Source organism: Solobacterium moorei (genome assembly GCF_036323475.1).
GTDB lineage: Bacteria > Bacillota_I > Bacilli_A > Erysipelotrichales > Erysipelotrichaceae > Bulleidia > Bulleidia moorei.
This window is the reverse complement of record NZ_AP028934.1, coordinates 239,506-262,335: the sequence shown is the minus strand read 5'-3', so window position 1 is coordinate 262,335 and position 22,830 is coordinate 239,506. Positions and strand designations below refer to the sequence as shown.

19 protein-coding genes, 1 tRNA gene and 1 pseudogene are annotated in these 22,830 nt (G+C 38.1%); 9 read left to right on the top strand and 12 right to left on the bottom strand.

Features of this window, described 5'->3' with window-relative positions; genetic code table 11:
• Positions 1-7 precede the first annotated feature (7 nt).
• Entirely contained in the window at positions 8-706 is a 699-nt protein-coding gene (locus RGT18_RS01235) for an N-acetylmannosamine-6-phosphate 2-epimerase (protein ID WP_028077673.1), read from the top strand.
• The gene (locus RGT18_RS01230; protein WP_037403537.1) at positions 699-1,589 is read left to right on the top strand and encodes an ROK family protein; all 891 of its coding nucleotides are present in this window, start codon (positions 699-701) and stop codon (positions 1,587-1,589) included. The genes RGT18_RS01235 and RGT18_RS01230 overlap by 8 nt, the downstream gene beginning before the upstream one ends.
• Before the next feature lie 21 nt (positions 1,590-1,610).
• On the opposite strand, the gene RGT18_RS01225 is transcribed toward RGT18_RS01230, so the two are convergent.
• From RGT18_RS01225 to RGT18_RS01210, 4 genes are read right to left on the bottom strand one after another with little or no spacing between them, the layout of a single operon-like run.
• On the bottom strand, positions 1,611-2,693 hold the full coding sequence (locus RGT18_RS01225) for an ABC transporter ATP-binding protein (protein ID WP_028077675.1): 1,083 nt from the start codon (positions 2,691-2,693) through the stop codon (positions 1,611-1,613).
• 2 nt (positions 2,694-2,695) lie between these two features.
• Positions 2,696-4,420, bottom strand: coding sequence for an ABC transporter permease (locus tag RGT18_RS01220; RefSeq protein WP_037403538.1), 1,725 nt, complete (start codon positions 4,418-4,420; stop codon positions 2,696-2,698).
• Positions 4,420-5,496, bottom strand: a complete 1,077-nt coding sequence (locus RGT18_RS01215; protein WP_028077677.1) for an ABC transporter ATP-binding protein — start codon at positions 5,494-5,496, stop codon at positions 4,420-4,422. The genes RGT18_RS01220 and RGT18_RS01215 overlap by 1 nt, the downstream gene beginning before the upstream one ends.
• A 17-nt stretch (positions 5,497-5,513) precedes the next feature.
• Positions 5,514-6,539, bottom strand: coding sequence for an ABC transporter substrate-binding protein (locus RGT18_RS01210; RefSeq protein WP_156022784.1), 1,026 nt, complete (start codon positions 6,537-6,539; stop codon positions 5,514-5,516).
• 125 nt (positions 6,540-6,664) lie between these two features.
• Here RGT18_RS01210 and RGT18_RS01205 point away from each other — a divergent pair, with 125 nt between their 5' ends.
• The 4 genes and pseudogenes from RGT18_RS01205 (at position 6,665) to RGT18_RS01190 (ending at position 12,213) form a co-directional block, all read left to right on the top strand.
• The gene (locus tag RGT18_RS01205; protein ID WP_028077679.1) at positions 6,665-8,698 is read left to right on the top strand and encodes a helix-turn-helix domain-containing protein; all 2,034 of its coding nucleotides are present in this window, start codon (positions 6,665-6,667) and stop codon (positions 8,696-8,698) included.
• 169 nt (positions 8,699-8,867) lie between these two features.
• Positions 8,868-10,028, top strand: a pseudogene (locus RGT18_RS01200) (PTS transporter subunit EIIC); the annotation flags it as partial.
• Positions 10,011-10,700 (top strand): PTS glucose transporter subunit IIA, encoded by a 690-nt coding sequence (locus RGT18_RS01195; RefSeq protein WP_245580904.1) that lies wholly within the window; start codon positions 10,011-10,013, stop codon positions 10,698-10,700. The pseudogene RGT18_RS01200 and the gene RGT18_RS01195, both read left to right, overlap by 18 nt.
• Before the next feature lie 142 nt (positions 10,701-10,842).
• Entirely contained in the window at positions 10,843-12,213 is a 1,371-nt protein-coding gene (locus tag RGT18_RS01190; protein ID WP_028077680.1) for a sodium-dependent transporter, read from the top strand.
• Positions 12,214-12,254: 41 nt separating this feature from the next.
• Here RGT18_RS01190 and RGT18_RS01185 read toward each other — a convergent pair whose 3' ends face one another.
• From RGT18_RS01185 to RGT18_RS01175, 3 genes are read right to left on the bottom strand one after another with little or no spacing between them, the layout of a single operon-like run.
• Positions 12,255-12,641: a hypothetical protein gene (locus RGT18_RS01185; protein ID WP_028077681.1), complete on the bottom strand. Its 387-nt coding sequence runs from the start codon at positions 12,639-12,641 to the stop codon at positions 12,255-12,257.
• Complete coding sequence (locus tag RGT18_RS01180; protein ID WP_028077682.1) at positions 12,613-13,545, bottom strand: FAD-dependent oxidoreductase; 933 nt, start codon at positions 13,543-13,545, stop codon at positions 12,613-12,615. Before RGT18_RS01180 ends, RGT18_RS01185 begins: the two co-directional genes overlap by 29 nt.
• Before the next feature lie 19 nt (positions 13,546-13,564).
• Positions 13,565-14,200 carry a hypothetical protein gene (locus tag RGT18_RS01175; RefSeq protein ID WP_028077683.1) on the bottom strand — a complete coding sequence of 212 codons (636 nt, stop codon included), beginning with the start codon at positions 14,198-14,200 and terminating at the stop codon, positions 13,565-13,567.
• 92 nt (positions 14,201-14,292) lie between these two features.
• On the opposite strand from RGT18_RS01175, the gene RGT18_RS01170 reads away from it, so the two are divergent.
• Positions 14,293-14,368 (top strand) — tRNA-Thr (locus tag RGT18_RS01170).
• Positions 14,369-14,567: 199 nt separating this feature from the next.
• Positions 14,568-15,896, top strand: coding sequence for an ISL3 family transposase (locus tag RGT18_RS01165; RefSeq protein ID WP_338174770.1), 1,329 nt, complete (start codon positions 14,568-14,570; stop codon positions 15,894-15,896).
• A gap of 219 nt (positions 15,897-16,115) precedes the next feature.
• Here RGT18_RS01165 and RGT18_RS01160 read toward each other — a convergent pair whose 3' ends face one another.
• Genes RGT18_RS01160 through RGT18_RS01145 form a run of 4 tightly spaced genes read right to left on the bottom strand, consistent with a single transcriptional unit; the run spans position 16,116 to position 20,181 of the window.
• Positions 16,116-17,636, bottom strand: coding sequence for a Mur ligase family protein (locus tag RGT18_RS01160; protein ID WP_028077766.1), 1,521 nt, complete (start codon positions 17,634-17,636; stop codon positions 16,116-16,118).
• A 9-nt stretch (positions 17,637-17,645) separates the two neighbouring features.
• Positions 17,646-18,356: a cysteate racemase gene (cuyB, locus tag RGT18_RS01155; RefSeq protein WP_028077767.1), complete on the bottom strand. Its 711-nt coding sequence runs from the start codon at positions 18,354-18,356 to the stop codon at positions 17,646-17,648.
• An 11-nt stretch (positions 18,357-18,367) separates the two neighbouring features.
• Positions 18,368-19,576 carry a carboxylate--amine ligase gene (locus tag RGT18_RS01150; RefSeq protein ID WP_028077768.1) on the bottom strand — a complete coding sequence of 403 codons (1,209 nt, stop codon included), beginning with the start codon at positions 19,574-19,576 and terminating at the stop codon, positions 18,368-18,370.
• Between the two features lie 59 nt (positions 19,577-19,635).
• Positions 19,636-20,181 (bottom strand): hypothetical protein, encoded by a 546-nt coding sequence (locus RGT18_RS01145; RefSeq protein WP_028077769.1) that lies wholly within the window; start codon positions 20,179-20,181, stop codon positions 19,636-19,638.
• Between the two features lie 137 nt (positions 20,182-20,318).
• On the opposite strand from RGT18_RS01145, the gene RGT18_RS01140 reads away from it, so the two are divergent.
• Positions 20,319-21,782 (top strand): L,D-transpeptidase family protein, encoded by a 1,464-nt coding sequence (locus tag RGT18_RS01140; RefSeq protein ID WP_028077770.1) that lies wholly within the window; start codon positions 20,319-20,321, stop codon positions 21,780-21,782.
• 66 nt (positions 21,783-21,848) lie between these two features.
• On the opposite strand, the gene RGT18_RS01135 is transcribed toward RGT18_RS01140, so the two are convergent.
• Positions 21,849-22,805, bottom strand: a complete 957-nt coding sequence (locus RGT18_RS01135) for a hypothetical protein (protein WP_028077771.1) — start codon at positions 22,803-22,805, stop codon at positions 21,849-21,851.
• Positions 22,806-22,830: the final 25 nt, after the last annotated feature.

Sequence of the window (22,830 nt, the reverse complement as noted above, 5' to 3'; positions counted from 1 at the left end):
AAAACATATGAATGAAAAAAATAAACAAATTTTAGACGCAATCAAAGGGCAATTGATTGTCTCTTGCCAAGCATTACCTAGCGAACCATTACACAGTAGTTATATCATGTCCAGAATGGCTTATGCGGCATATTTAGGCGGTTCTAAGGGAATACGTGCAAATAGCGTAGAAGATATTCTAGAGATTAAAAAGACGGTAGATTTACCTGTCATCGGTATTATCAAGATTGACTATGAAGATGCACCAGATGTTTACATCACACCAACGATGAAAGAAGTCGATGCGTTAGTCGAAATTGGTGTTGAAGTCATCGCAATGGATGCCACAAAGCGTACACGTCCTGGACAATTAGATCTAGATACTTTCTTCAAGGCAGTCCGCGAAAAATATCCTGACCAGTTATTCATGGCAGATTGTTCCAACATTGAAGAAGGTATGCATGCGGCAGAAATTGGTTTTGACTTAATCGGCACAACTATGGCAGGCTATACAGAATACACAAAGGGCTGCAGTTTACCTCCATACAGAATGATTAAGACACTTGTAGAACAGTGTGGTAAGCCTGTTATTGCAGAAGGAAACATCTCCACCCCTGAACAATGCCGTCATGCGATGGATATTGGTGTCCATGCAGTTGTCGTAGGTTCCGCAATCACAAGACCACTTGAAATTACCAAGAAGTTCAAGGCGGCTCTTGATGCGTAAAATTGTTACTCTAGATATTGGCGGTACAAACATCAAAGTTGGTATCTTCAAAGATGAAGTACTTGTCCAAGAAGCAGAAATTCCAACACTTGCCAAACAAGGCGCAAAAGCTGTGATTGACCGCTGTATTACTTTTATTAAGCAATACATGCCATGCGATGGTATCGGCATTAGTACCTGTGGACAAGTGAATAACAATGATGGTTCTATCCACTACGCAAATGAAAACATGCCAGGTTATACAGGTATGCAAGTAAAGAAGATATTCGAAGATGAATTCCATGTCAAAGTCACAGTTGAAAATGATGTATATGCCGCTGCCCGCGGTGAAAACCAATACGGCGCAGGCAAAGGCTATAAAGACTTCATCTGTCTAACCTATGGTACTGGTATTGGTGGAGGTGTATACCTAAGTGGTCAACCATACTATGGTGCTGGTAAATCAGCAGGTGTGATGCTAGGTGGTATAATATTGCAATCATCAACAATCAATCAGCCATGGGATGGTAGCTATGAATCACTGGCATCCACAACTGCACTCATTCAAAATGCACAGCAAGTCAATCCATGCATCACAAATGGAAGAATCCTATTTGAACACTTGAACGAACCTGAAATCAAAGCAGTTTTAGATGCTTGGATAGAACAGATTGCAATTGGTTTGTGTTCCTTAACACACGTATATAACGTACCTCTATTCATTCTTGGCGGTGGTATTCTCGAACAAGAATATGTATTTAACAACATTAAAAAGACATATCAAAAATATGTTATACCAGGCTTTGATGGTGTGAAAATCCTTCAAGCAAAGCTTGGCAATAAAGCAGGTATTTACGGCGCACTGGCATTAAATATCAATAGACAAGCACAACAAAAGGAGTGAATCAACACTCCTTTTCATATTTTATTCAGCGTGTGTTAGATTACGCTCTTCAGCATCATAATATACAGGGTTTACTAAACGAATATAACATTCATCACCCACTGCAAGCACTTGATGATGTGGTGCCTGAATCTTTAATTCCTGTGTACCTAAACTTACATAATATTCTGTATATTCAGATAAGATAATACGCTTTGTAATCTTTGTCTTGATACCAGACTCATGGTTGATTTCAATCTCACTTGGTCTTGTCGCAAGCTTCACAGCCTTATCCATGCGTTGAATTGTACATGGTAAAGGTTGTGTTGTATCACCTTCGACATATACCTTACCATCTCTATACACAACCTTTGTAAAGTTAGATTCACCCAAAAAGTTATGTACGAATAAACTTACTGGCTTGTTATAGAGTTCTTGTGGTGTGCCAATCTGGATGATTTCACCCTTGTTCATAACAAGCAGACGATCAGATAACGCTAGGGCTTCTGACTGGTCATGTGTTACGAATACGATAGTGAAGTTGTATTCCTTCTGTAAACGCTTGATTTCAAACCGCATACTTTCTCTTAACTTTGGATCAAGGTTAGATAGAGGTTCATCTAATAATAAGATACCTGGGTTAACGACGATAGAACGTGCTAACGCAATTCTCTGCTGTTCACCACCAGATAAGTCAGATGGAAATACCTTTGCTTGGTCTAATAGGTTTGTCTGCTTTAGTGCAAGATTGACGCGTTCTTCAATCTCAGCCTTTGGACGCTTTTGAACCTGTAGTGGGAAAGCAACGTTATCAAATACGTTTAGGTGTGGCCATACAGCAAATGCCTGGAACACCATTCCTAAGTTACGGTGTTCAGGTGGAATGTATAAGTTCTTCGCTTTATTGGATACAACCTTACCTTCTAAGCGAATCTCCCCTTCACTTAAATCTTCAAAACCTGCAAGCATACGTAAAGTTGTTGTCTTACCACATCCAGAAGGACCTAAGAATGAGAAACATTCACCCTTCTTAATTGTAAGATTGAATTTATTCACTGCTGTGACTGTACCTAAAGTTTTTGTCGTATAATCTTTTCTTACATTAATTAATTCAATCTGATTCATATTTATACGCCCTTTCTTTCTTTAGTAATAAAGTTGATAATCCAGTTCACAACAACGATCAATAAGATTGTTAGAGTTGCAAGTGCTGAAGCCTGTGTAATATATCCATCACTACGTAACATGTAGATGGCTACACCCAATGTTCTTGTATATGGTCCATACAAGAGTGAACTTGTTGTTAACTCACGCATTGCTGGCAAGAAGATTAGGAAGAAACCCGATAACATCGCAGGACGAATGAGTGGAAGTGTAATATCCTTGAGGGATTCTGTATGAGAAGCACCGCAGGAACGAGAAGCCTCTTCCAAGGATGGGTGTACCTGTCTTAAGGCAGCAGAAGCTGCGTTCATTGAGAATGATAAGTAACGTGCGATATACGCAATGAAGATAATCCATAGTGTGTTATACAGATTGATATTTAAGATCTTACCAGACCATGCAAGAATGACACCGATTGCAAGTACTGTACCTGGTAAAGAGTATGGAAGTGTAGCCAAGAATTCTAAAGCACCCTTTCCCTTTGGCTTGATCTTAATGATTACATACGCAATCATTACACCTAGTAACATTGCGAAGATACCTGAGCTTACTGCTAGGATCAAGGAGTTAGATACACCATCACGAACCATCTTGTTGTTGAATAAGATATTTGTGTAGTTGCTGAAGTCGAAGTTACTTGGCACAAGTGGTAGACCGTAAGACTTCAATAGACCAACTAAGAAGATCATCCCTAATGGTACAACAACGATGATAACTAATGTCACGATAGAGATAATCAAGAGAGGAATCTTAGCAGAACGTAATTTAATCACTGTTGGACGCATACTCTTACCCTTGATGATGTCATAGCTTCCAGACTTCAAGATAGCTTTCTGTAATAAAAGTGCTACAGATACAACGACAACCAATAAGATAGATAGAATTGTCGCTTCACGAATACCCTGGAAGTCACCAGCAGCACGGTTAATGAGCTGGAAGATACGTGTTGGTAATGTGTAGATGTTCTGTGAGAATCCTAAGATAGATGGAACACCGAAATGTGATAATGATGAAATCATAATCAAAAGTGCACCAGATGAAATTGCAGGCTTTACAAGTGGTAATGTAATCTTACGAATAACATATCCCTGTGAAGCACCAGCAATACGTGCAGATTCTTCAAGTGTTGGGTCCATTCTCTCTAACGCACTTACTACCTGCATGAATACAAATGGGAAGTAGTAAGATACTTCAACGAAGATAATTCCCCAGATGGAGTTGATATTAATAGGTGCCTTTGTTAAGTGGAATGTAGACATTAACCAGTTATTTAAATATCCGCCTCTACCCGATAACAATAAGTCCCAAGCCATGGCTCCAAAGAATGGAGGAAACATGTATGGAATACTAAACAATGCACGCATGAATCCTTTCATAGGGATATCACTACGTCCAAGTAACCATGCATAGAACAATCCCATGATAGTCCCGAAAATTGTTACCCAGAATGCAATTGTGATTGTATTCCACATTGCACCGATGTTTTCTTTATTCAATAGAACTTTGAAGAAACTATCTAATGCTAGTTTTCCATCTACGAATAAAGCGTTAACGATAATGGAGGCAACCGGAACGATCGCAATAATCGCAAGGATGATGAAGCTTGCGATAATCATAATCTTATCTAAAGAGAACTTACGACCATCTAGCGCAGCTAAATCATTATTTAACGTTTTACGCTTAAACATTATGCCTCCTCCTTTTCATAATAGAACTTACGAACAAACTTTAAGCCAACTTCTTGGCCTTCCTTTGCCTTGCCGTACTTCATTACATCTAAAGCAGATTGTTGAAGACGGATTTGTTTATCACCTAATTGAATAAAGTAGTTTGTAATATTTCCTAGGAAAGTTTCTGTAACGACCTTACCCTTAATAGGACTTTCGCTATCAAATACCGCATCCATTGGTCTAAATGCTAATTGATATGCCTTTGTTGGATGTTCAAGAACAGACTTATCATCCAGCTTTACTAGACCATTCTGTGTGTTGATATACACGCCATCTTCCTTCGCAACAACATCTACGAAGTTAGAAATACCTACGAATTCAAAGATATAGCGATCCTTTGGCTTCATAACGATATCGTAGTCATTACCTAACTGACGGATGTTACCTTGTTGGTCCATAATCGCAAGGCGATCACACAACTCTAATGAAGCTTCCTGGTCATGTGAGATATAAACGATTGTTGTACCAACTGTTGCTTGAATCTCACGAATCTCCTTCAACATTTCTTGCCGTAATTTCAAGTCTAAGTTTGTGATAGGCTCGTCTAAAACGATTAATTCTTTTGATGATACAAGTGCTCTAGCAATCGCAACACGCTGCTGCTGTCCACCGGACAACTGGGAAGGTAAGTGGTTTGCATAAGTTTCCATCTGTACCTGCTTGAGCGCATTCATTGCGATTTCCTGCATTTGTTTCTTATCCATTCTCTTCTTTTTTAATGGATACTTAACATTTTCCAATACTGTTAAATGTGGCCATACCGCATAGTCTTGGAATACAACACCAATATTTCTTCTTTCTGGTGGGATATTAATTCTCTTTTTAGCGTCGAAGACACAAGTTTCTCCAATAAAAATGGACCCTGTTTCAGGATTGATAAAACCACAAAGAAGTCTAATCAATGTAGTTTTACCGCACCCTGAGGGTCCAATTACACCCATAATTTCGCCATCATTTACTTCTAATGATAGGTTTTGGATAATCTTTTTGTCTCCATAGCTAAAAGATACATCGTTAAATTGTACTTTTGCCATGGTTTTCTCCTAGTTGTTTATTTGAAAATCTTGTCAAACTTCTCTAAGATTTCTGCACTCTGTTCAGCGATTGCCTTATCGTCCGCAACCATTGCACGTGTAATAATCTCATCTAATGATAGTGTGCCTTCCTTCTTAACATCTCCACGGATTGGCATTGTGTCATTCTTCGCAAGAATTTCTTGTCCCTCTTTAGAAAGGATGAAGTCATATAAGGCTTTACCACCCTCTGGGTTTGGTGAGTCTTTGAGTAATGCGATAGGACTGGATACAGCGATTAGATCCTTCTCCGGATATGTGAAACGAATTGTAGAACCCTTATCTGCTAGAGATTGCGTAACGTAGTCAACACCAATTGCAACCTTATATGCAGCTGCTGCAACCTTTGTATGTGTAGAAGTTGTACCTGATTCTAATTCAGCACCATGTTCCTTTAGCTTTTCGAAGAATTCAACACCATATTCTGGGTTGTTCATCAAGCTAGCTACTAAGTAGAATGTTGTTCCAGATTCACCTGGGTCTGTCATAACGATCTGACCCTTGAAATCATCCTTTAATAAGTCTTTCCAAGTCTTTGGAACTTCATTTTCTGGGACTGTGTTTGTATTTGTTGTTAAGCCCATAACTACAAGGCGTGCTCCCGTGTAGAAGTGTTCTGGATCCTTGAACTTTTCATCAATATTAGCAGCTTCTGGTGATTCATAAGCCTCTAAGATTCCCTGTTCCTTGAATGTTACATAGTTGGATGGGTCACCGATCCATACTAAGTCAGTTGCGATTTGACCAGATTGCTTTTCTGTAGCGATCTTAGTCGCAACCTTAGATGTGCCAGCTGCGTAATAGTCTAAAGAATACTCTGGATGAGCAGCTTCAAATCCCTCTTTTAACGCTTCTAATTGTTGTTCCTTTAATGAGGAGTACAACATAACCTTTGACTTTCCACCTGAGTTTGTAGTTTCAGTTGTTGTGGAAGTTGATGCAGGTTTATTTGTGCATCCAATTAACATTGCGGATGCCGCAAGTAGTAAGAAAAATTTTTTCATGATTTCTTTCCTCCTGAGTTGACTTACTAACCATATTGTAGGAAGACCCATACATATTTAAAACTTAAAAATTGTGATATTATGTGAATATCAAATATTTAAATATCAAGAAAAGTACCTATTATATGAACGAATCCACAAAACTACAAAATAGTATCGATAGATTACGCAAGCGATTAATCCTCATTGTTGCGCTATTTTTTATCTTCGTCAGTCTACTTTTACTGAAAAATATCAACGCTTCCAGAAAAAAGAGTCTGATTGATTATCACTTAAGTACCCAAGAAAGCTTCAAAAACCTGATGGCCCACTCATTAGATACAGTCCGCTATGCCGCATATAACACCTTCTACTCTAGCGAAGCCATTAGCCTACGTAACGCAACAGAAATCTCTCCAACCCAAGCCGCAAAGTACCTACGTACCCTTCATGCACTGGATAGTACGAATCCATTTATTCATTCGATCTATCTTTTAAATAAATCATCCAACACGGTATATACAACCAATTCTGGTTCATCTTCGTTTGACCAATTTGATGATCAAGCAGCGTTTACTCCAAATAATCATTTATTAAAGCTGCGCCAACTGCCAAATCAAGTTTGGGTCTATACATTACAATTCACCGATATTCGCGATACAGACGTATCCATGGTAGTCAATATTGATACTTATCTCTTTAACCGTTCCTTATTTAGAGATACAGATGCGACAGAATTCATCTATGTCCCAGAACAAGATACCTATTTCAGTTCTACGGAAAATGCTTATCTACCAATCGAAACTCTAAATTTCACATCAGACAATGATAGTCACTTTAAAACAATCGAGGATGATGTATACTTCTACTCTTATCAACCAGATTACAATCTCTATATTGCAAAACAGGTAAAATCAAACAGCATCATTAACCGTTTCTCTTCCTATATTCCTTTATTTTTAGAGATTATTGTAATCAACTTTATCCTGATTGTGATACTAGGTTACTTTATTAATAAGTATTACTACACGCCTCTTTATGAAATCATGGATAAGTTTGAACTGAAATCCTCTTCCAAAAACTCCGTTAATAACGCAGTTACCCTTTGGATTCATGACCAACAACATAAAATGGAAGAAGCGACTCATAAAGCCAAGCAGGACTATCTCACCAAGCTACTCTTAAACCAAAAGCTTCCCCTATTAAGAAATTTTCTCGACTTTGATACAACAAAAGATATCTACATCTGTATCTTAGATACTGTATCAAACAAAAATATTCTCGCTCTATTTGGCGAGAAAAAAGAAGTACATTCCATCAATAACCTATACACCGTTATCACAAACGAAGTAGACGTTGAGGCACTATCGAATTATGCAAAAACACATCACATCAAAGTATTCTTAGGTGATGCCAAACCACTACCAAAAGTCTATACTTCATATCAGAAATTATCACAACTATATTTCCTACGTATTCTTGATTCCACAAGGTTCTTCTATCGAGAGTCAGATATGCCTCACTTCATGACAAACTTCTCTACGATTCAAGAAAGCGAACAACGTTTACTTTATGCAGTTGAACACGATCGCAAGGAAAAAATTACGATAGCTTTCCAAGAGTGGTTTAGTTTGATGAAATCCCTGCATTATAACTCCCTACAATTCTTCTATACAAAACTATATTCCAGCTTGCGTGATCATATCCGATCTATCTCATCTATTCCAAGTTTACCAACCTACCAGTTCGAAAATAAACTGAGTACGACAACGGATATTCAAGAGATTAATCAATGCATTTTACATCTCATGCATGCATATAGCCAGTATCTTGCAGATATGAAAGAAGAAAAGATACTCGATTTAATTTCTAACGCAAAGAATTATATTGACCAACACTTATGTGATACTGATTTAACTGCGGATAGCGTTGCATTATCGATGGATTATAACGCAACTTACTTAAATCGAATCTTTAAATCACAGTACGCAATGTCGATGAAGGAATATATCAATGTCAGTCGTATAGAACTCGCAAAGAAGCTCCTCGTTGAAACGGATTTATCCACCCTAGAAATCTCATCAAAACTAGGTCTTGAAAACTCCAACTACTTCTATACGTTCTTCAAGAAACATACAGGCAGCACACCAAATCAATATCGAACCAACAACAAAGCATAAGAGTCAATGTTCTTATGCTTTTCTTTTTCGCATTAGCATGTCAATTGTATCATTTCACAACAATCATCTACTTCTCTTTTGCATTTTTATTGTAAAATGATATCGAGCTATGATACGAAAAAGAAGGGGCTCATTTATGGAACTAAACTATAGAAAATGTGCATAGGAAATCTTTGCAACTCTTGGTGGTAAAGACAACATTATCAGTGCTGCCCACTGTGCTACACGCTTACGTCTCGTCATTGCGGACAACAGTAAGGTTGACGTAAAGACATTAGAAAATGTACAGGGTGTACAAGGCGTATTTAATTCTAGTGGACAATTACAGATTATTATTGGTACCGGTACTGTAAATAAGGTTTACGATGAATTTATTGCAATCAGTGGAGTAACTGGTGGCAGTAAGGAAGATGTGAAAGCTGCTGCAGCTTCTCAAATGCCATGGTGGAAACAATTAATCAAGACACTCGGCGATGTATTCGTACCTATCCTACCAGCTATCGTAGCTGCAGGTTTAATGATGGGTCTTGTAGAGGCGTTAGGTAAGGCAATTCCTTCCTTTGCGTCTACTGACTGGTATGCATTCTTAGACATGGCTTCTAATACATCCTTCGCATTCTTACCAGTACTTGTTGCGGTATCTGCAGCACATGTATTCGGCGGAAATATCTTCTTAGGCGCAGTCATCGGACTGATGATGGTCCACCCAGCACTTACAAACGGCTGGAATGCTGCAAATGGATACAATGTTTGATATCTATTGGGTAAGGGTATTAACATCTTCGGCTACACGCTTGGACAAGTCAATCAGTTAGGTTACCAAGGTCACGTTATTCCAGTTGTGATTGCAGTATGGGTTATGAGTAAGCTTGAAATCAAGTTACACAAGATCGTACCAGAAATGATTGACTTATTCGTAACACCACTTACAACTATAATCGTAACTGCTTTAGCTACATTCATGGTTATCGGCCCTATTTTTGCGACACTTGAAACTTGGGTATTATCCGCCGCAACGGTATTAGTTGCCAATCCTTTTGGAGCTCTAGCAATGGGTGCTCTCTATCCAATCACAGTTGTGATGGGACTACATCATATGTACAACACAATTGAGTTGGGTATGCTCAGTACTGGTGCATTAAACACATGGATGCCAATTGCTTCTGCCGCAAACTTCGCACAGTTTGGTGCCTGCTTGGCAGTAGGTCTAAAGACTAAGAACGCAAAGCGTAAGACAATTGCTATCCCATCCGCACTCTCTGCTTCCTTAGGTATTACAGAACCAGCAATCTTCGGTGTCAACCTACGTTTGATGAAGCCATTTGTGTTCGCAGCGATTAGTGGTGCAGTCGGTGCCCTTGTAGGTGCTATCTTCCACATTGGCGCAACTGCTAATGGTGTAACAGGTATTCCAGGCTATCTCATTGCTTCAAACCCACTAACATATACAATCCTACTACTAGTGGCAGGTGGAACATCCTTTGTACTTACATTCTTATTCTGGCACGAAAATGATGTTGAAGCAGAAACACAAGCAACTACATCTACTCCAACTCCAGTAGCACCACAAGCAGAACCAATTATCACAACAGAAAAAGGCACAATCCTTTCCCCAGTAAAAGGAAAAGTCATTTCTGCAAGTGAAATCCCAGATCCAGTCTTTGCAGGTGAAGTAATGGGTCAATCTGTTGGTATCATCCCAGCAGAAGGAACAGTATACGCACCATTTGATGGAACAGTCATGATGTTATTTCCTACAAAACATGCAATTGGATTACAATCCAAGGATGGTTTAGAAGTACTTATTCACATAGGTGTTGATACAGTACAGATGAATGGCGAAGGCTTTGAAGCATTCGTAAAACAGGATGATGTCATCCATACAGGTGATAAGCTCATCATATTCGACCGTGCTAAGATTAAAGACGCAAATCATCCAGATACTGTGATTGTTGTGTTAACTAACAGTGCAAATTTCGAAACGATTGAAAAATCCGCATAAACACTAAAAATATCAATTTCGAAAATGATACAGTAATTATTTTCATAAAACTGCATCTTTTTTTCATATATATTACAGTTTATCTATCAATCTTTAAGAAAAATTTGATATGATATGAACATTACAAAAAGGGGTATATATTATGAAACGTGAAAAACTCTCATCACGCCTCGGCTTTATTTTATTATCCGCAGGTTGCGCAATCGGCTTAGGAAACGTATGGAGATTCCCGTACATCGTCGGACAATACGGTGGCGCAGCCTTTGTACTAATCTATATTGCATGTTTAGTATTGCTAGGACTACCAATTATTATTATGGAATACGCCGTTGGTAGAAGCAGTCAAAAAAGTATCGCTCTCGCCTTCGATGAATTAGAACCAAGAGGTACTAAATGGCATATCTACAAATGGTTCGGTATGGGTGGTAATTACTTACTTGCAATGTACTATACAACTATCACAGGTTGGTTATTACTATACTTCTTCAAAACATTACGCGGAGACTTCAATGGTTTAGACGCAACAGCAGTTGGCAACCAATTCTCTAGCCTAATAAATCAACCACTCACAATGTTTATCTTCATGACTATTACAGTCATACTCTGTTTTGGTATCTGTTCTATGGGACTACAAAACGGAGTAGAAAAAATTACTTCTAAGATGATGGTAGCACTACTCATCCTGATGGTAGCACTAGGTATTAACTCCATCTTCTTAAAAGGAGGACAGGGAGGACTTGAATTCTACCTGAAACCAAACCTAGCAGCCATCCAAGAAGTCGGCATTGGTAAAGTCATCTTCGCAGCACTAGGACAATCCTTCTTTACACTCAGTATTGGCATTGGTACAATGACAATCTTCGGCAGCTACATTGATAAAAAACATGCACTCGCTGGCGAAGCATTACATGTACTAGCACTTGATACACTTGTAGCCATCATGGCTGGCTTCATTATTTTCCCAGCATGTTTCGCATTTGGTGTAGAACCATCACAAGGCCCAAAGCTCATCTTTGTTACATTGCCAAATATCTTCAACCATATGTTCCTAGGACAATTATGGGGTGCATTATTCTTCCTATTCATGTCCTTCGCAGCACTTTCAACCGTTATTGCTATCTTCCAAAATATAATTGGATTTAGCTCTGATCTAACAAAAGTATCCGTTAAGAAGTCCTCACTTATCAACGCGATAGTCATCATCGTACTATCACTGCCATGTATACTCGGCTTTAACGTATTACAAAATATCACACCGCTAGGTGCAGGCACAAATATTATGGACTTAGAAGACTTCATTGTTAGTAACAACCTACTACCAATCGGATCTCTTATCTTCCTGCTATTCTGCACCAGCAAATATGGTTGGGGCTTCAAAAACTTCCTTAAAGAAGCTAATGAAGGAAAAGGAATCAAGTTCCCTACATGGGCAAGACTGTATATTTCCTATGTAATTCCACTTATTATCCTATGGATCTTTATCCAAGGTTACATTAGTACATTTATCAGGTAGAAAAAAATGAGCGTAGAATCTAATGATTCCGCGCTGTTTCTTTATTGTTTAACAAATTTTAGGATATCTTCGTACTTATATACACGCAGGTAACTAAGTACACAAATTACAACTACAAGTGTGATAATACTTCCGAAGAAACCATGGATGATTCCTAACACAATGCGATACGCTACCATCGCAATAGCTGTGTAAATCAAACCGTTTGTAACCTTCTGTCCACCAGTTGCTTGGTATAGATACCATAAACCACCAATCGCAACTGCTAAACAAGCAAGATTTAATAACAATCTAACGATTGCTAACCAGCCTAATGGTGTACATAATATAACTGCTCTAACGATTGCGGAAGCAACCAACATATTAATTCCTACACGATATTTATCCATATCATTTCCTCTATCTTTCTGTTTCAATGAACGATTCATATACCTCTTTCGCAACTTCTCGCCCGTCTTTAATTGCAGCTGCGATCGATTGAGGGCCTAAATAAGCATCCCCTGTTATTAGTACATTTCCTATTGTACTCTGATGTTGACCGGAAGTCAAATTTAGATTTTCATCGAGAATACTGAAGTCCACTTTTTGTCCGATTGCCGCAACAACCAAATCACATGGAATGATATGTTCACTGCCTTCTACTTCATGGGTTGATCTTCTTCCACTCGCATCTGGCTCACCAAGCTCCATTGTAATGGCCTTAACACCAGTTACTTTTCCAGCCTCATCACGCAATACTTCTTTAATATTCTCTAGGAAATGGAATATGACACCTTCGTCACGTGCATCTTTGATTTCTCCTTTATGCGCTGGCATCTCCGCTTCGCTACGACGATAAATAATTTTTACATCATCCATGATACGCACAAGACTTCTTGAGCAATCCATCGCAACGTTACCACCACCCCATACAACAGCGTGTTTATAATTCTCTTTATAAAAATCATGCATGTGTTTGATATTTAAATCATGTAGTAAGCTAAGGCCTGCGATACAGCCACCCTTAGCTTCTAGACCGAACATGTTCTCCACTTGAGCACCGATTGCGACTACAATACGGTCAAACTTCTTCTGTAAGTCACAAAATGGGATATCTTTTCCAATTGTCGTTTGGAAATGAAACTGAACACCAGCTGCTGTTAGTTCATCCATCAGCTTATCGATAAAGCTTGTATTGAAGCGAAACTGTGGGATACCTGTATAGCAAGCACCACCAGCACGTTCATTCATATCAAATACTTCAACATCGTATTCACCAAGCTTTAAAAGTGTCTGAATACTATATAAAGTTGCAGGTCCTGCACCAATATACGCAATTCTCTTCTTTGCCATCGTTTATTCCTCTAGTTTCTTATTTTTCTTGTTTTACGTCTTTAATATCTGTCACAAACCACTTACCATCATCTTGTTGTTCAAGAGTGATAATAGAATCCTCATTGTGATACTTCTTGTCTTTTAACCGTTCTGTATAAACAGAATAAATCTTATCTATAAGTTGTTCCATCATATACTTTTTGGCAGCTTCATCACCATCTTTCTTTTGTATTTCAGTTGCTTCAACAGATAGTGTAGAAATTAATGCCTTATACTCCTCACCTGTAAAGTACTTTCTAATTTCAGCTATATCCAAAAAATCCATTGAGAAGGTCACTTCATACTTTCTCTCATTTACTTCTTTTACATCTTTGATTTTTGGGTTTTCAAATGAGGAAGTTCTAATTTGTTTTTCAATTTCAGCCAACTTTTTCTTAGCGTCATCAGATAAATCTGTTGATGAAAAACTAGCTGGTGTCTTAAAGGAAGCTTCAATCGCATCGCACATCTTTTGAACATTCTCACTAGATTGTTCCTTCGCTTTTTCTGTATCTCCAGAGTCTAGTGCGTTTATAAATGTTTCTGCTGTTTTCTTAGCCTGTGCTTCTGGTGTTGACTTACCGCAACCTGCTAATACCAATAATATTGCCAACATTAACTTTGTAAATTTCATACTGTACCTCACATTTTCTGTATTCTACTGTATCATATTTTTGCCTAATATGATTTGAATTCAGTATCGATATTACGTATAATAATTACATCGCCGACATAGCTCAGTTGGTAGAGCAACGCACTCGTAACGCGTAGGTCGCAGGTTCAATTCCTGTTGTCGGCACCATGATCCTGATATGCCCTGATCAAAGGGCTTTTTATATCGGCGCTCTAAAATTACTTGGGGTTGGGGTACCGCAATGAGAAGACTTGGGGTGCCTTTTTGATACTTCTTCAGAAAACTTGGGGTACCTTCAAAAATAAAAAAACCTCTCATGTTATTATCTTTTTGCTATGAAAGAAAATGTCTTGAGAGGAGGCCATAAATGGCTATTGATTATATTATCACATCTGCTTTGAACTTGTCCCAAGATCAAGTTCAAAGTCTATCTACATATCGCAATCATGATACCTTGAATATTTATCTTCTACTGATAAATAAACACCCCATTTGCCCTTACTGTGGTGCTGATACATCTAGCAAAGGACTTCTAACATATACATTCAAAACGCAAGACATCGCTGGTCTAAAAACGATTGTCAATTGGAAACGTAGACGATATAAGTGTCGTGACTGTCATCGTACTTTTAGTGAAGACAATATCTTTACCCCTGATGGTATGCACTCCACCTTCTCTATGGTCGATCAAATCATGAAAGATCTAGGTGATATCTCCATTAACTTAAAGACAATTGCACTAAGAGCACATGTATCTATTCCTACGGTAGAACTCTATGCCGATAGTTACTTGAGAATTCCAAGGCAGTTCTTACCCGAGTATCTAGGAATTGATGAACTATATTCTGACATGGCGTTAAAAAACAGTTCTTACTTATGTGTCATGGTCGATAATAAAGCTCGTGTTCTAAACGAAGTCATACAGTCTCGTTCAAAAAAGGAACTCAGCACTTACTTTGAAAATATCCCATTAAGTGAGAGACAAAGAGTGAAGATTGTGACCATGGATATGTGGCAGCCATACAAAGATGTTGTAAAGAAATATCTGCCCAACGCCATCGTCGCTGTAGATCCTTTCCATGTCATCGAGCATCTTACATCTGGATTCTCACGTCTACGTATCGATATCATGAATCATTATGAAAAAGGAAGTAGAGCTTATTATCTTCTTAAAACATGGCATAAATTACTGGAAACCGACTACAACTTAGATAACGAGCCGAAATATAACAGTTTCTTTAGGCAAAAATTGAATTATCGAAATTTATATGATCAGTTATTGGAGATTGATCCAGTTTTAACGCTTGCCTACCACTTAAAAGAATTATTTCGCAACTTTAATAGAACTGCTATTTACCCATCTTGTACAATCGAAATTACCTCCATACTAGATGCGTTTATTTCTGCTGATATACCTGCGTACGAAGACTTTTTGACATCTATCACAAACTGGAAAGAGGAGTATCTCAACTCGTTTAGAAGACCGTATGATGACAGAAAACAATCGAATGCACTATCAGAATATATGAATAGTAGATTACGTGTACTGATCAATGTTTCTAATGGTCTTTCAAACTTTCCAAGATTCCGTGCTAGAGTGCTCTACGCGTTAAACAGAAAACTATATTACACAATTACGGATCACCTTCAATCCAACAAAAGGATTGGAAAGAAGCGTGGTTCATACAAAAAATAATTAACAATAAAACATTTCTTTCTTAGCACATATAAAAGGTAGAAATCGTAGACAAGAGACATTATTCTCATCTACAATTTCTACCTTTTTACCCCCATGTAATTTTAAAGCGGTTTTTTCTAAAACCCCAAGTTATTTTACATTAGGTTTATATCCCATATAAAAAGCATCTTTCTCTATATGCCTAACATGCGTAGCACATGGAAGATGCTTACTATTTTATTTCTCGTTATACTTCTTTAATTCAAGATTGACACACTCGACATCCGACATCACCGGAATGTACTCTGTACCACGTTTTTGACGTGTTTCTGCACCTTTACCTGTAATCAAGATGACTGTATTCCCTTGCACATTTGCGGCATCCTCTACTGCACGTGCAATGGCTTTTTCACGGTCGATAATGATTTCGTATGGTGCCTTTTCTTTTTCAACAGCTCTTGCGATTTCATGGGCAATTGCGAGTGGATCTTCTTCCCCTGCATCCTCTTCTGTTAAGTAGATGTAATCAGCGTTCTTACCTGCAATTTCACCTAAGTCATGACGACGATCTTTTGCCTTCTTACCAGGACAGCCAAAGATAATCGTTGCACGATATCCAGGATATTCACTTCGTACAGATTCAAATAATTTCTGAAAGGATAATTGGTTATGTGCATAGTCCACAATTGCGGTTATCTTTTTATCATTCGATGTATAGATTTCCATACGTCCCGGAACCTTCGCATGATAGAGACCGGCTTGAATATCACGAACAGGAATATCATACAAACGTGCTATCGCAATCGCACATAACGCATTAGATACATTGAATAATCCTGGCATTGATAGCTTAAACTCTTCATCAAAGTCACTTCCACGTACTTTAAAGACAATATCATTTCCGACTTTATGAACATCGTAGCCATAGAAGTCGGCGGTATCATTCGCCTCTGAGAATGTAATTACTTTCTTTGCAGCTTTGGCCGCATCTAGAATTTCATCACAGTGATCCGAATCTAGATTAACAAGTCCATATGTGCACTGTTCAAAGATACGCAGTTTAGAGGCAAAGTAATCTTCCCATGTAGGATGTTCTACAGAAGATATGTGATCATAGCCGATATTTAAGAATGCGGCAACGGAAAAGTTTACACCAAGTACACGATCATACTTTAACGCTTGTGAGGATACTTCCATCGTCACAAAATCAATCTTAGATTCAACTGCATTTGAGAAATGTCTTTCTAAATCGAGTGGCTCTGGTGTTGTTAAGTGTGATTCAAAACGTTCAACACCATCATAGGTGCCAATCGAAGAAATCACTGCACTTTCGTTTTTACCAACACGTTCAAGATATGTATCTAGAATTGCCTTTACATAATATGTCGTTGTGGACTTTCCTTTGGTACCAGTAAGTCCAATCACATTCAGTTCCTTCCATGGATCGTTGTAGTACATCGTCGCAAGATTTGCCATTGCGTAACGTACATTCGTTAGTGGGATCCATGGAATATTTACTTCCGGATATTCTACTTCACTTAGATATGCAAAGGCTCCCTTATTCACCGCATCCTGTAGGTACTGTGCTTTAAAGTGTACGCCTTTGCACAAGAATAATGTATTACGAACAACCTGTTGTGAATCACAGGATACAAGCTCCACAACAGTATTCATGCATGTATCAGATAGATTGACATCCCCTAATACATTCTTCTCCTGTAAAAAAGAGATATAGTCTTTTAATAAATATTTCTTCATCAAAGCCTCCTATACATGCAGTGGTTCACGATCAAAGAAGCGAATGCATTCCTCTGCTAGAACCTCCATTGCATCGATATAGAATGAAGGTAATCCATGATATTCACGATATACAGATAATTCTGTACAACCAAGAATCGCACAATCACAGCCAGCATCTCTGACTGCTCTATCGATTGCCGCAAAGGTATGACGGTTACCCTTTTCACCACGTTTAATTTCATCGTAAATCAAAGACATAACCTTCTTTTGTATCTCAGCGTCTGGTTTCCATGCTTGCATACCTGCTGCTTCAATTTCACAACGATACACACCTGTCATGATTGTGCCGTCAGTCGCAAGAATCGCAACCTTCTTGTGATTTGTCTTTACCAAGCGTTTTACCGTTTCACGTGGCATGTGAATAATTGGAATAGAGATTTCCTTCTGCAAACGATCTGCGAAGTAGTGTGATGTATTGCATGGAATCGCAATACAACAGCTACCACAGCTTTCTAATAAATGACAATCGTGCAACATGCGTTCATATACAGCATTCTCATTTCCAGATAAAATCGCTGCTGTACGATCCGGCATCTTTGTATCAGACAGAATCATCGTTGGAATATGGTCTTGGTCACAAACCGCATCTGTACGATCAAGAATCCACTGATATAAGATTTGCGTTGCCTGTGGGCCCATTCCACCTAAGATACCTAATTTATCTTTTGTTTGTTCCATACATGACACCTCTAAGATTTCTTTACTGCGTATGTCTCGTAATTCTTTCTTTGTCGCTTTAAGTCATACCAAACCCATAAACGATGAAAGAGATTCTTTTCTCCCTTGTATACAAGGGAGTTTGTCATCCTGCCTTCTTTTTCTAGTTGTTTCATCTTATCGTGGTAAGAAGATACGATAAAGTCTCTTGCAACAGCAGAGGGTACAACCTGCCATAAGCTTTCATTCTCACAGATTTCAAATGGAAGCTCTTTATTTTCGATGTAATCTTCCACAAGATAGCGAGCGATATTAAAGCCTGCACCTGTTACATAGTAATTACTTCTACCTTGCCGGCAGTTGATTTCAAATAGTTTTAACTTTCCATCACGCTCGTCATATTTCATATCAAAGTTAGAGAATCCAACATAATGAATATCCTCTAAGAACCTCTTAAGCTTCATACAAATTTCTTCATTCTTCTCTGTCATGATAACCGCGTGGTTTCCCAATCCATGTGGTGTATGTTCTTCCAGTAGGACATGGCCTAAGCACATCATCTTTACTTGTCCATTCTTATCAGAATAGTTCGTCAAGACACGCATATAGGAATCATCCCCAGGAATACAATCCTGAATGATCATCGTATCTGGATAACCAGCCGCATAACAACGGTCTAATACATCATATAATTCTTCCATTGTCTGTAGGAGAAACACCTTGTCATTGCCTTCAAATGGATGCTCCCAATAGGTTACAGAATTGGAAGGTTTACAAATAAATGATCCTGTAAATGGCAGGGTAAAATCATGACCCATCTCTTTGTGATAGATAAAGGTTGCAGGATGGTCTAAGCCATACTTATCACACATCTCATAGAACTTTTCTTTATTAATGAGAGTATTTAAAAGTTCAGCGTCAATCCCTGCAACGATACAGTTCTTTGGAAATAGATGCTTATTTTCAGCAGCCAACTTTACATATGCGTCACCACAACCAATCACAAACACTTTTCCATCTTGATGGCCGTTTGCAAAAGTTACAACATTCTTTACATACGCATCCGCATCTTCATTATTTTCACATGCATGATAATCAATGATAGAACTGCGATATGCAGGTCCAGATAAATATTTACCAAAGCATGTAGAACGTAAGCCATACGCTTCATGGAATGCTCTTGCGACAGAATATACGTTTATATCACCACCAAATAACAATGGATAGATTTTTTCCTTCATAAATAGCCTCTTTTCTTTCAATGTACTTTGTTTATTATACTACACAGTTATTTTGTTGCTTAAAACACACCAGAAATCATGAGTATTGAAAATACAATCGCATTCATACTCATGATGAGTACTACGATACCAACCACAATCATAGTAGGATTTACTCTCTTTGTGATAAATACGCTACAATAATCTAATTGCTGTTCATTCATCTTAAATAAACCATCAATCAAAGGGGCATTCTCTAAATCTGTATTACGCTGAATACTCATTAGGTAGTTACCTGGTTCTGCATCAAACCAGAAGTATTGTCTATCATAATATGAAAATGATCTTCTTTTTACTTTGAACGTCGTGTGATTTACAGGGATTTCTCTACCAGTTTCAGCTTCGTTTACCACAATATTCAATCTTGGATAGGAGAATCTTCCGATTGGTACCCTGAACCAAATCGCATAGCTACCTTGTTCAGTGATTGTAAACTCATCACAATCAAGTGAAGCTTGCATTTCAAAAATACTCTTTCCAAATATTTTTAAACGTATTACAAGCACAATTGTGCCAATCAGACACAATATGCCTACTGCCAATGTTAATATCGCTAGAGTCTTCATAATTCCTCCATAATCATCTCTTCTATTTTATCAGTATTATGCCTTTGTTTCATAGTTATTAGCAGAGATATTTTTATACATCTATGCTATACTTGTCCTGTATATTTAAAGAATATTGAGATGCATGAGGTGAATATATGTCTACCAGATTAAAACAAGAAAAAAAGAAAGGTGGCGTCGGTAAGGTCTTACTCATACTCCTAGCAGCTGTGGGTATTATCGCTATTGGTGTTTACATAGCAGGTGTTATCTATTTCCAACAACACTTCTTCTACCGTACAACAGTTGGTAATACAGATGTCAGTTTCATGGATATAGACACAAGTGTTAGTACACTTACCAATGCCACAAACACATATAAAATTAAAATCATTGCCCCTGAAGATAAGGTTTACGAAGTAAAGGGTAAAGATATCTCACTCAGTCTTGCAAGTAATGCGAAGGCTTCTGTTGAAAAAGAAATCAAATCACAAAATGTATTCACTTGGCCACTCTCTTTAATACAGCCAGAGCACAAAGAGATTCAAGTAGAATACAGTGAATCAAAGCTTCACAAACAATTAGAAGACTTGTTGTCACTAACAAAAGATCCAGTTAACGCAATGATTACGATTAACGACGATAGCTACAAGGTCGTTGAAGCCAAGTATGGTGCTGATACAGCAGCTGTACAAAAAGAAATTGATAATGCCATCAATAGCCAAAATTATCAATTGACATTAAATACCGCAAACTTTACTGCCCCAGAAATCACATCAAACTCTGAACAGATTACAAATGCAGTAAAGAAGATTGAAAGTTACTTGAAGAGTACCGTTTCCTATACAATCGGTTCTTCTAAGAAAGTCATGGATAAAGCATCTGTGCTAAAAGTATTAAGTATTTCTGATACATACGATGTAACTGTCGATGACGCAAAGCTACAGTCATATATAGAAGAACTTGCCACAAGCTTTAATACCTATGGTAAAGTTCGTACATTTAGAACACAAGCTGGCGATGACATTCAAATCGGTGGTGGTGACTACGGCTATATTCTAGATAAAGATTCAGAATTTACACAATTAAAGTCCGATCTTGAATCCGGAAAAATGGTTGAAAGACAACCAATGTGGTCACAAACGGCACAAGGCACTTTAGAAAATGATATTGGTGATACTTACGTAGAGCTTGATTACACAAACCAAGTACTGTACTACGTACTACATGGCGAACGTGTATTTACATCCGATATCGTATCTGGAAATATCAACATGGGCAGCGGTTCTCCAGATGGAGTCTTCCGCATCAAGTACCGTGTCACAAACACAAGATTAAAAGGTACAAATTACGATGGCTCAGAATATGACTCACCTGTCAATTACTTCATCGTATTCGCATACAACATCGGCTTCCACGATGCCCCATGGCAACCATGGTTCGGTGGTAACCGCTATACATATGCAGGATCACATGGCTGTATCAACTTACCAAATGACTCCGCCGCATATATGAATGCGAATGTCCCAGATGATATTGCGGTTGTGGCGTACTATCGTTATCCAGTGAATCTAACAGGTGCCGCAAACGCTAACTCAAACGCATATTCTTATCACGGATAGTATAAATGCCACTACACAGTGGTATTTTTTATTTCCCATAATTAAAAGCTCTCATCATGAGAACTTTTAATATAACTTCAGTTCAGCTTCTTGCTTATCCCAGATAGCGTAATCCACTTCTCCACGATGATCAGGAATATGATACTTCTCCTTTAAAATCTTACCGAAATAAGCATTAACCTTCTTTGAGCCATTCATATTCAAATGGTCTCCACGGTCTAAAGTATCTGTTGTCCAATCGAGAGAGAGTACGTTATCCAATTTATTTAAGTCATAATATGTAATATCATATCGATTACATAACGCTTGAACTGTATCATGTCTTGCGTCACTCCAGTTCTTTGGAGATGGCATACTTGCCACCACAAGTTCAACGTTTTTTTCTTTGCATAACTGTACAATCTTTTCAAAGTATTCTAGCGTTTCCGGATAGAGTGTCGTGTCACGTTTGTTGGTCTTCATATACTGATCAGAGCCACGATATGGACGAATTCTTACACGTGCATAATAGCCTTTACATTGATCTGCATATGCGTTTTCCTTGGTTGCACCAAGTAAATTAACACTGAGATTGATTGTCTTATAGATATTGTGATGGTGTAGCACAGGGAATAACCGTTCTGCCCACATCAACACAGAATCATCCTTGTTATAAACCGCATTCTTGCGGAATAAAGTGTTGGCTTCTAACACCAATACTTTTGGTTTCTGATGCTTTAACACCTCTTCTAGAACGGTATAACAGTCATTTAAGCGCTGTGCACTACCACCTAGATTATAGGAAGCGATACCCTGTTCTTTCCAATACTGGAAAGGAGAGAATGTATTACTGGCCTCACTGTCACCTGTAAATAGGACATCCAGCGTATTCTCTTTTTCTTGGCTCACTGCATCAATTTTTCGATTTACCAACTGAATGTCATATACATTTTCATATCCCTTTGGTGTTACGAGATATGATGTAACCATCAGTAAACATATCAAAACCAATAGAAACGCAACTGGTTTTAATGCTTTCTTCATACATACTCCTCACTTTTTTAAAATA

What these genes read in the sequence shown, in the direction of transcription:
- RGT18_RS01225 (WP_028077675.1), bottom strand. Translation starts at nt 2,693, where the DNA reads ATGAATCAGATTGAATTAATTAATGTAAGAAAAGATTATACGACAAAA.
- RGT18_RS01205 (WP_028077679.1), top strand. Translation starts at nt 6,665, where the DNA reads ATGAACGAATCCACAAAACTACAAAATAGTATCGATAGATTACGCAAG.
- RGT18_RS01230 (WP_037403537.1), top strand. Translation starts at nt 699, where the DNA reads ATGCGTAAAATTGTTACTCTAGATATTGGCGGTACAAACATCAAAGTT.
- RGT18_RS01180 (WP_028077682.1), bottom strand. Translation starts at nt 13,545, where the DNA reads ATGGCAAAGAAGAGAATTGCGTATATTGGTGCAGGACCTGCAACTTTA.
- RGT18_RS01220 (WP_037403538.1), bottom strand. Translation starts at nt 4,420, where the DNA reads ATGTTTAAGCGTAAAACGTTAAATAATGATTTAGCTGCGCTAGATGGT.
- RGT18_RS01185 (WP_028077681.1), bottom strand. Translation starts at nt 12,641, where the DNA reads ATGAATCGTTCATTGAAACAGAAAGATAGAGGAAATGATATGGATAAA.
- RGT18_RS01210 (WP_156022784.1), bottom strand. Translation starts at nt 6,539, where the DNA reads ATGAAAAAATTTTTCTTACTACTTGCGGCATCCGCAATGTTAATTGGA.
- RGT18_RS01140 (WP_028077770.1), top strand. Translation starts at nt 20,319, where the DNA reads ATGTCTACCAGATTAAAACAAGAAAAAAAGAAAGGTGGCGTCGGTAAG.
- RGT18_RS01195 (WP_245580904.1), top strand. Translation starts at nt 10,011, where the DNA reads ATGAAGCCATTTGTGTTCGCAGCGATTAGTGGTGCAGTCGGTGCCCTT.
- RGT18_RS01165 (WP_338174770.1), top strand. Translation starts at nt 14,568, where the DNA reads ATGGCTATTGATTATATTATCACATCTGCTTTGAACTTGTCCCAAGAT.
- RGT18_RS01235 (WP_028077673.1), top strand. Translation starts at nt 8, where the DNA reads ATGAATGAAAAAAATAAACAAATTTTAGACGCAATCAAAGGGCAATTG.
- RGT18_RS01175 (WP_028077683.1), bottom strand. Translation starts at nt 14,200, where the DNA reads ATGAAATTTACAAAGTTAATGTTGGCAATATTATTGGTATTAGCAGGT.
- RGT18_RS01150 (WP_028077768.1), bottom strand. Translation starts at nt 19,576, where the DNA reads ATGAAGGAAAAAATCTATCCATTGTTATTTGGTGGTGATATAAACGTA.
- RGT18_RS01145 (WP_028077769.1), bottom strand. Translation starts at nt 20,181, where the DNA reads ATGAAGACTCTAGCGATATTAACATTGGCAGTAGGCATATTGTGTCTG.
- RGT18_RS01135 (WP_028077771.1), bottom strand. Translation starts at nt 22,805, where the DNA reads ATGAAGAAAGCATTAAAACCAGTTGCGTTTCTATTGGTTTTGATATGT.
- RGT18_RS01190 (WP_028077680.1), top strand. Translation starts at nt 10,843, where the DNA reads ATGAAACGTGAAAAACTCTCATCACGCCTCGGCTTTATTTTATTATCC.
- cuyB (WP_028077767.1), bottom strand. Translation starts at nt 18,356, where the DNA reads ATGGAACAAACAAAAGATAAATTAGGTATCTTAGGTGGAATGGGCCCA.
- RGT18_RS01160 (WP_028077766.1), bottom strand. Translation starts at nt 17,636, where the DNA reads ATGAAGAAATATTTATTAAAAGACTATATCTCTTTTTTACAGGAGAAG.
- RGT18_RS01215 (WP_028077677.1), bottom strand. Translation starts at nt 5,496, where the DNA reads ATGGCAAAAGTACAATTTAACGATGTATCTTTTAGCTATGGAGACAAA.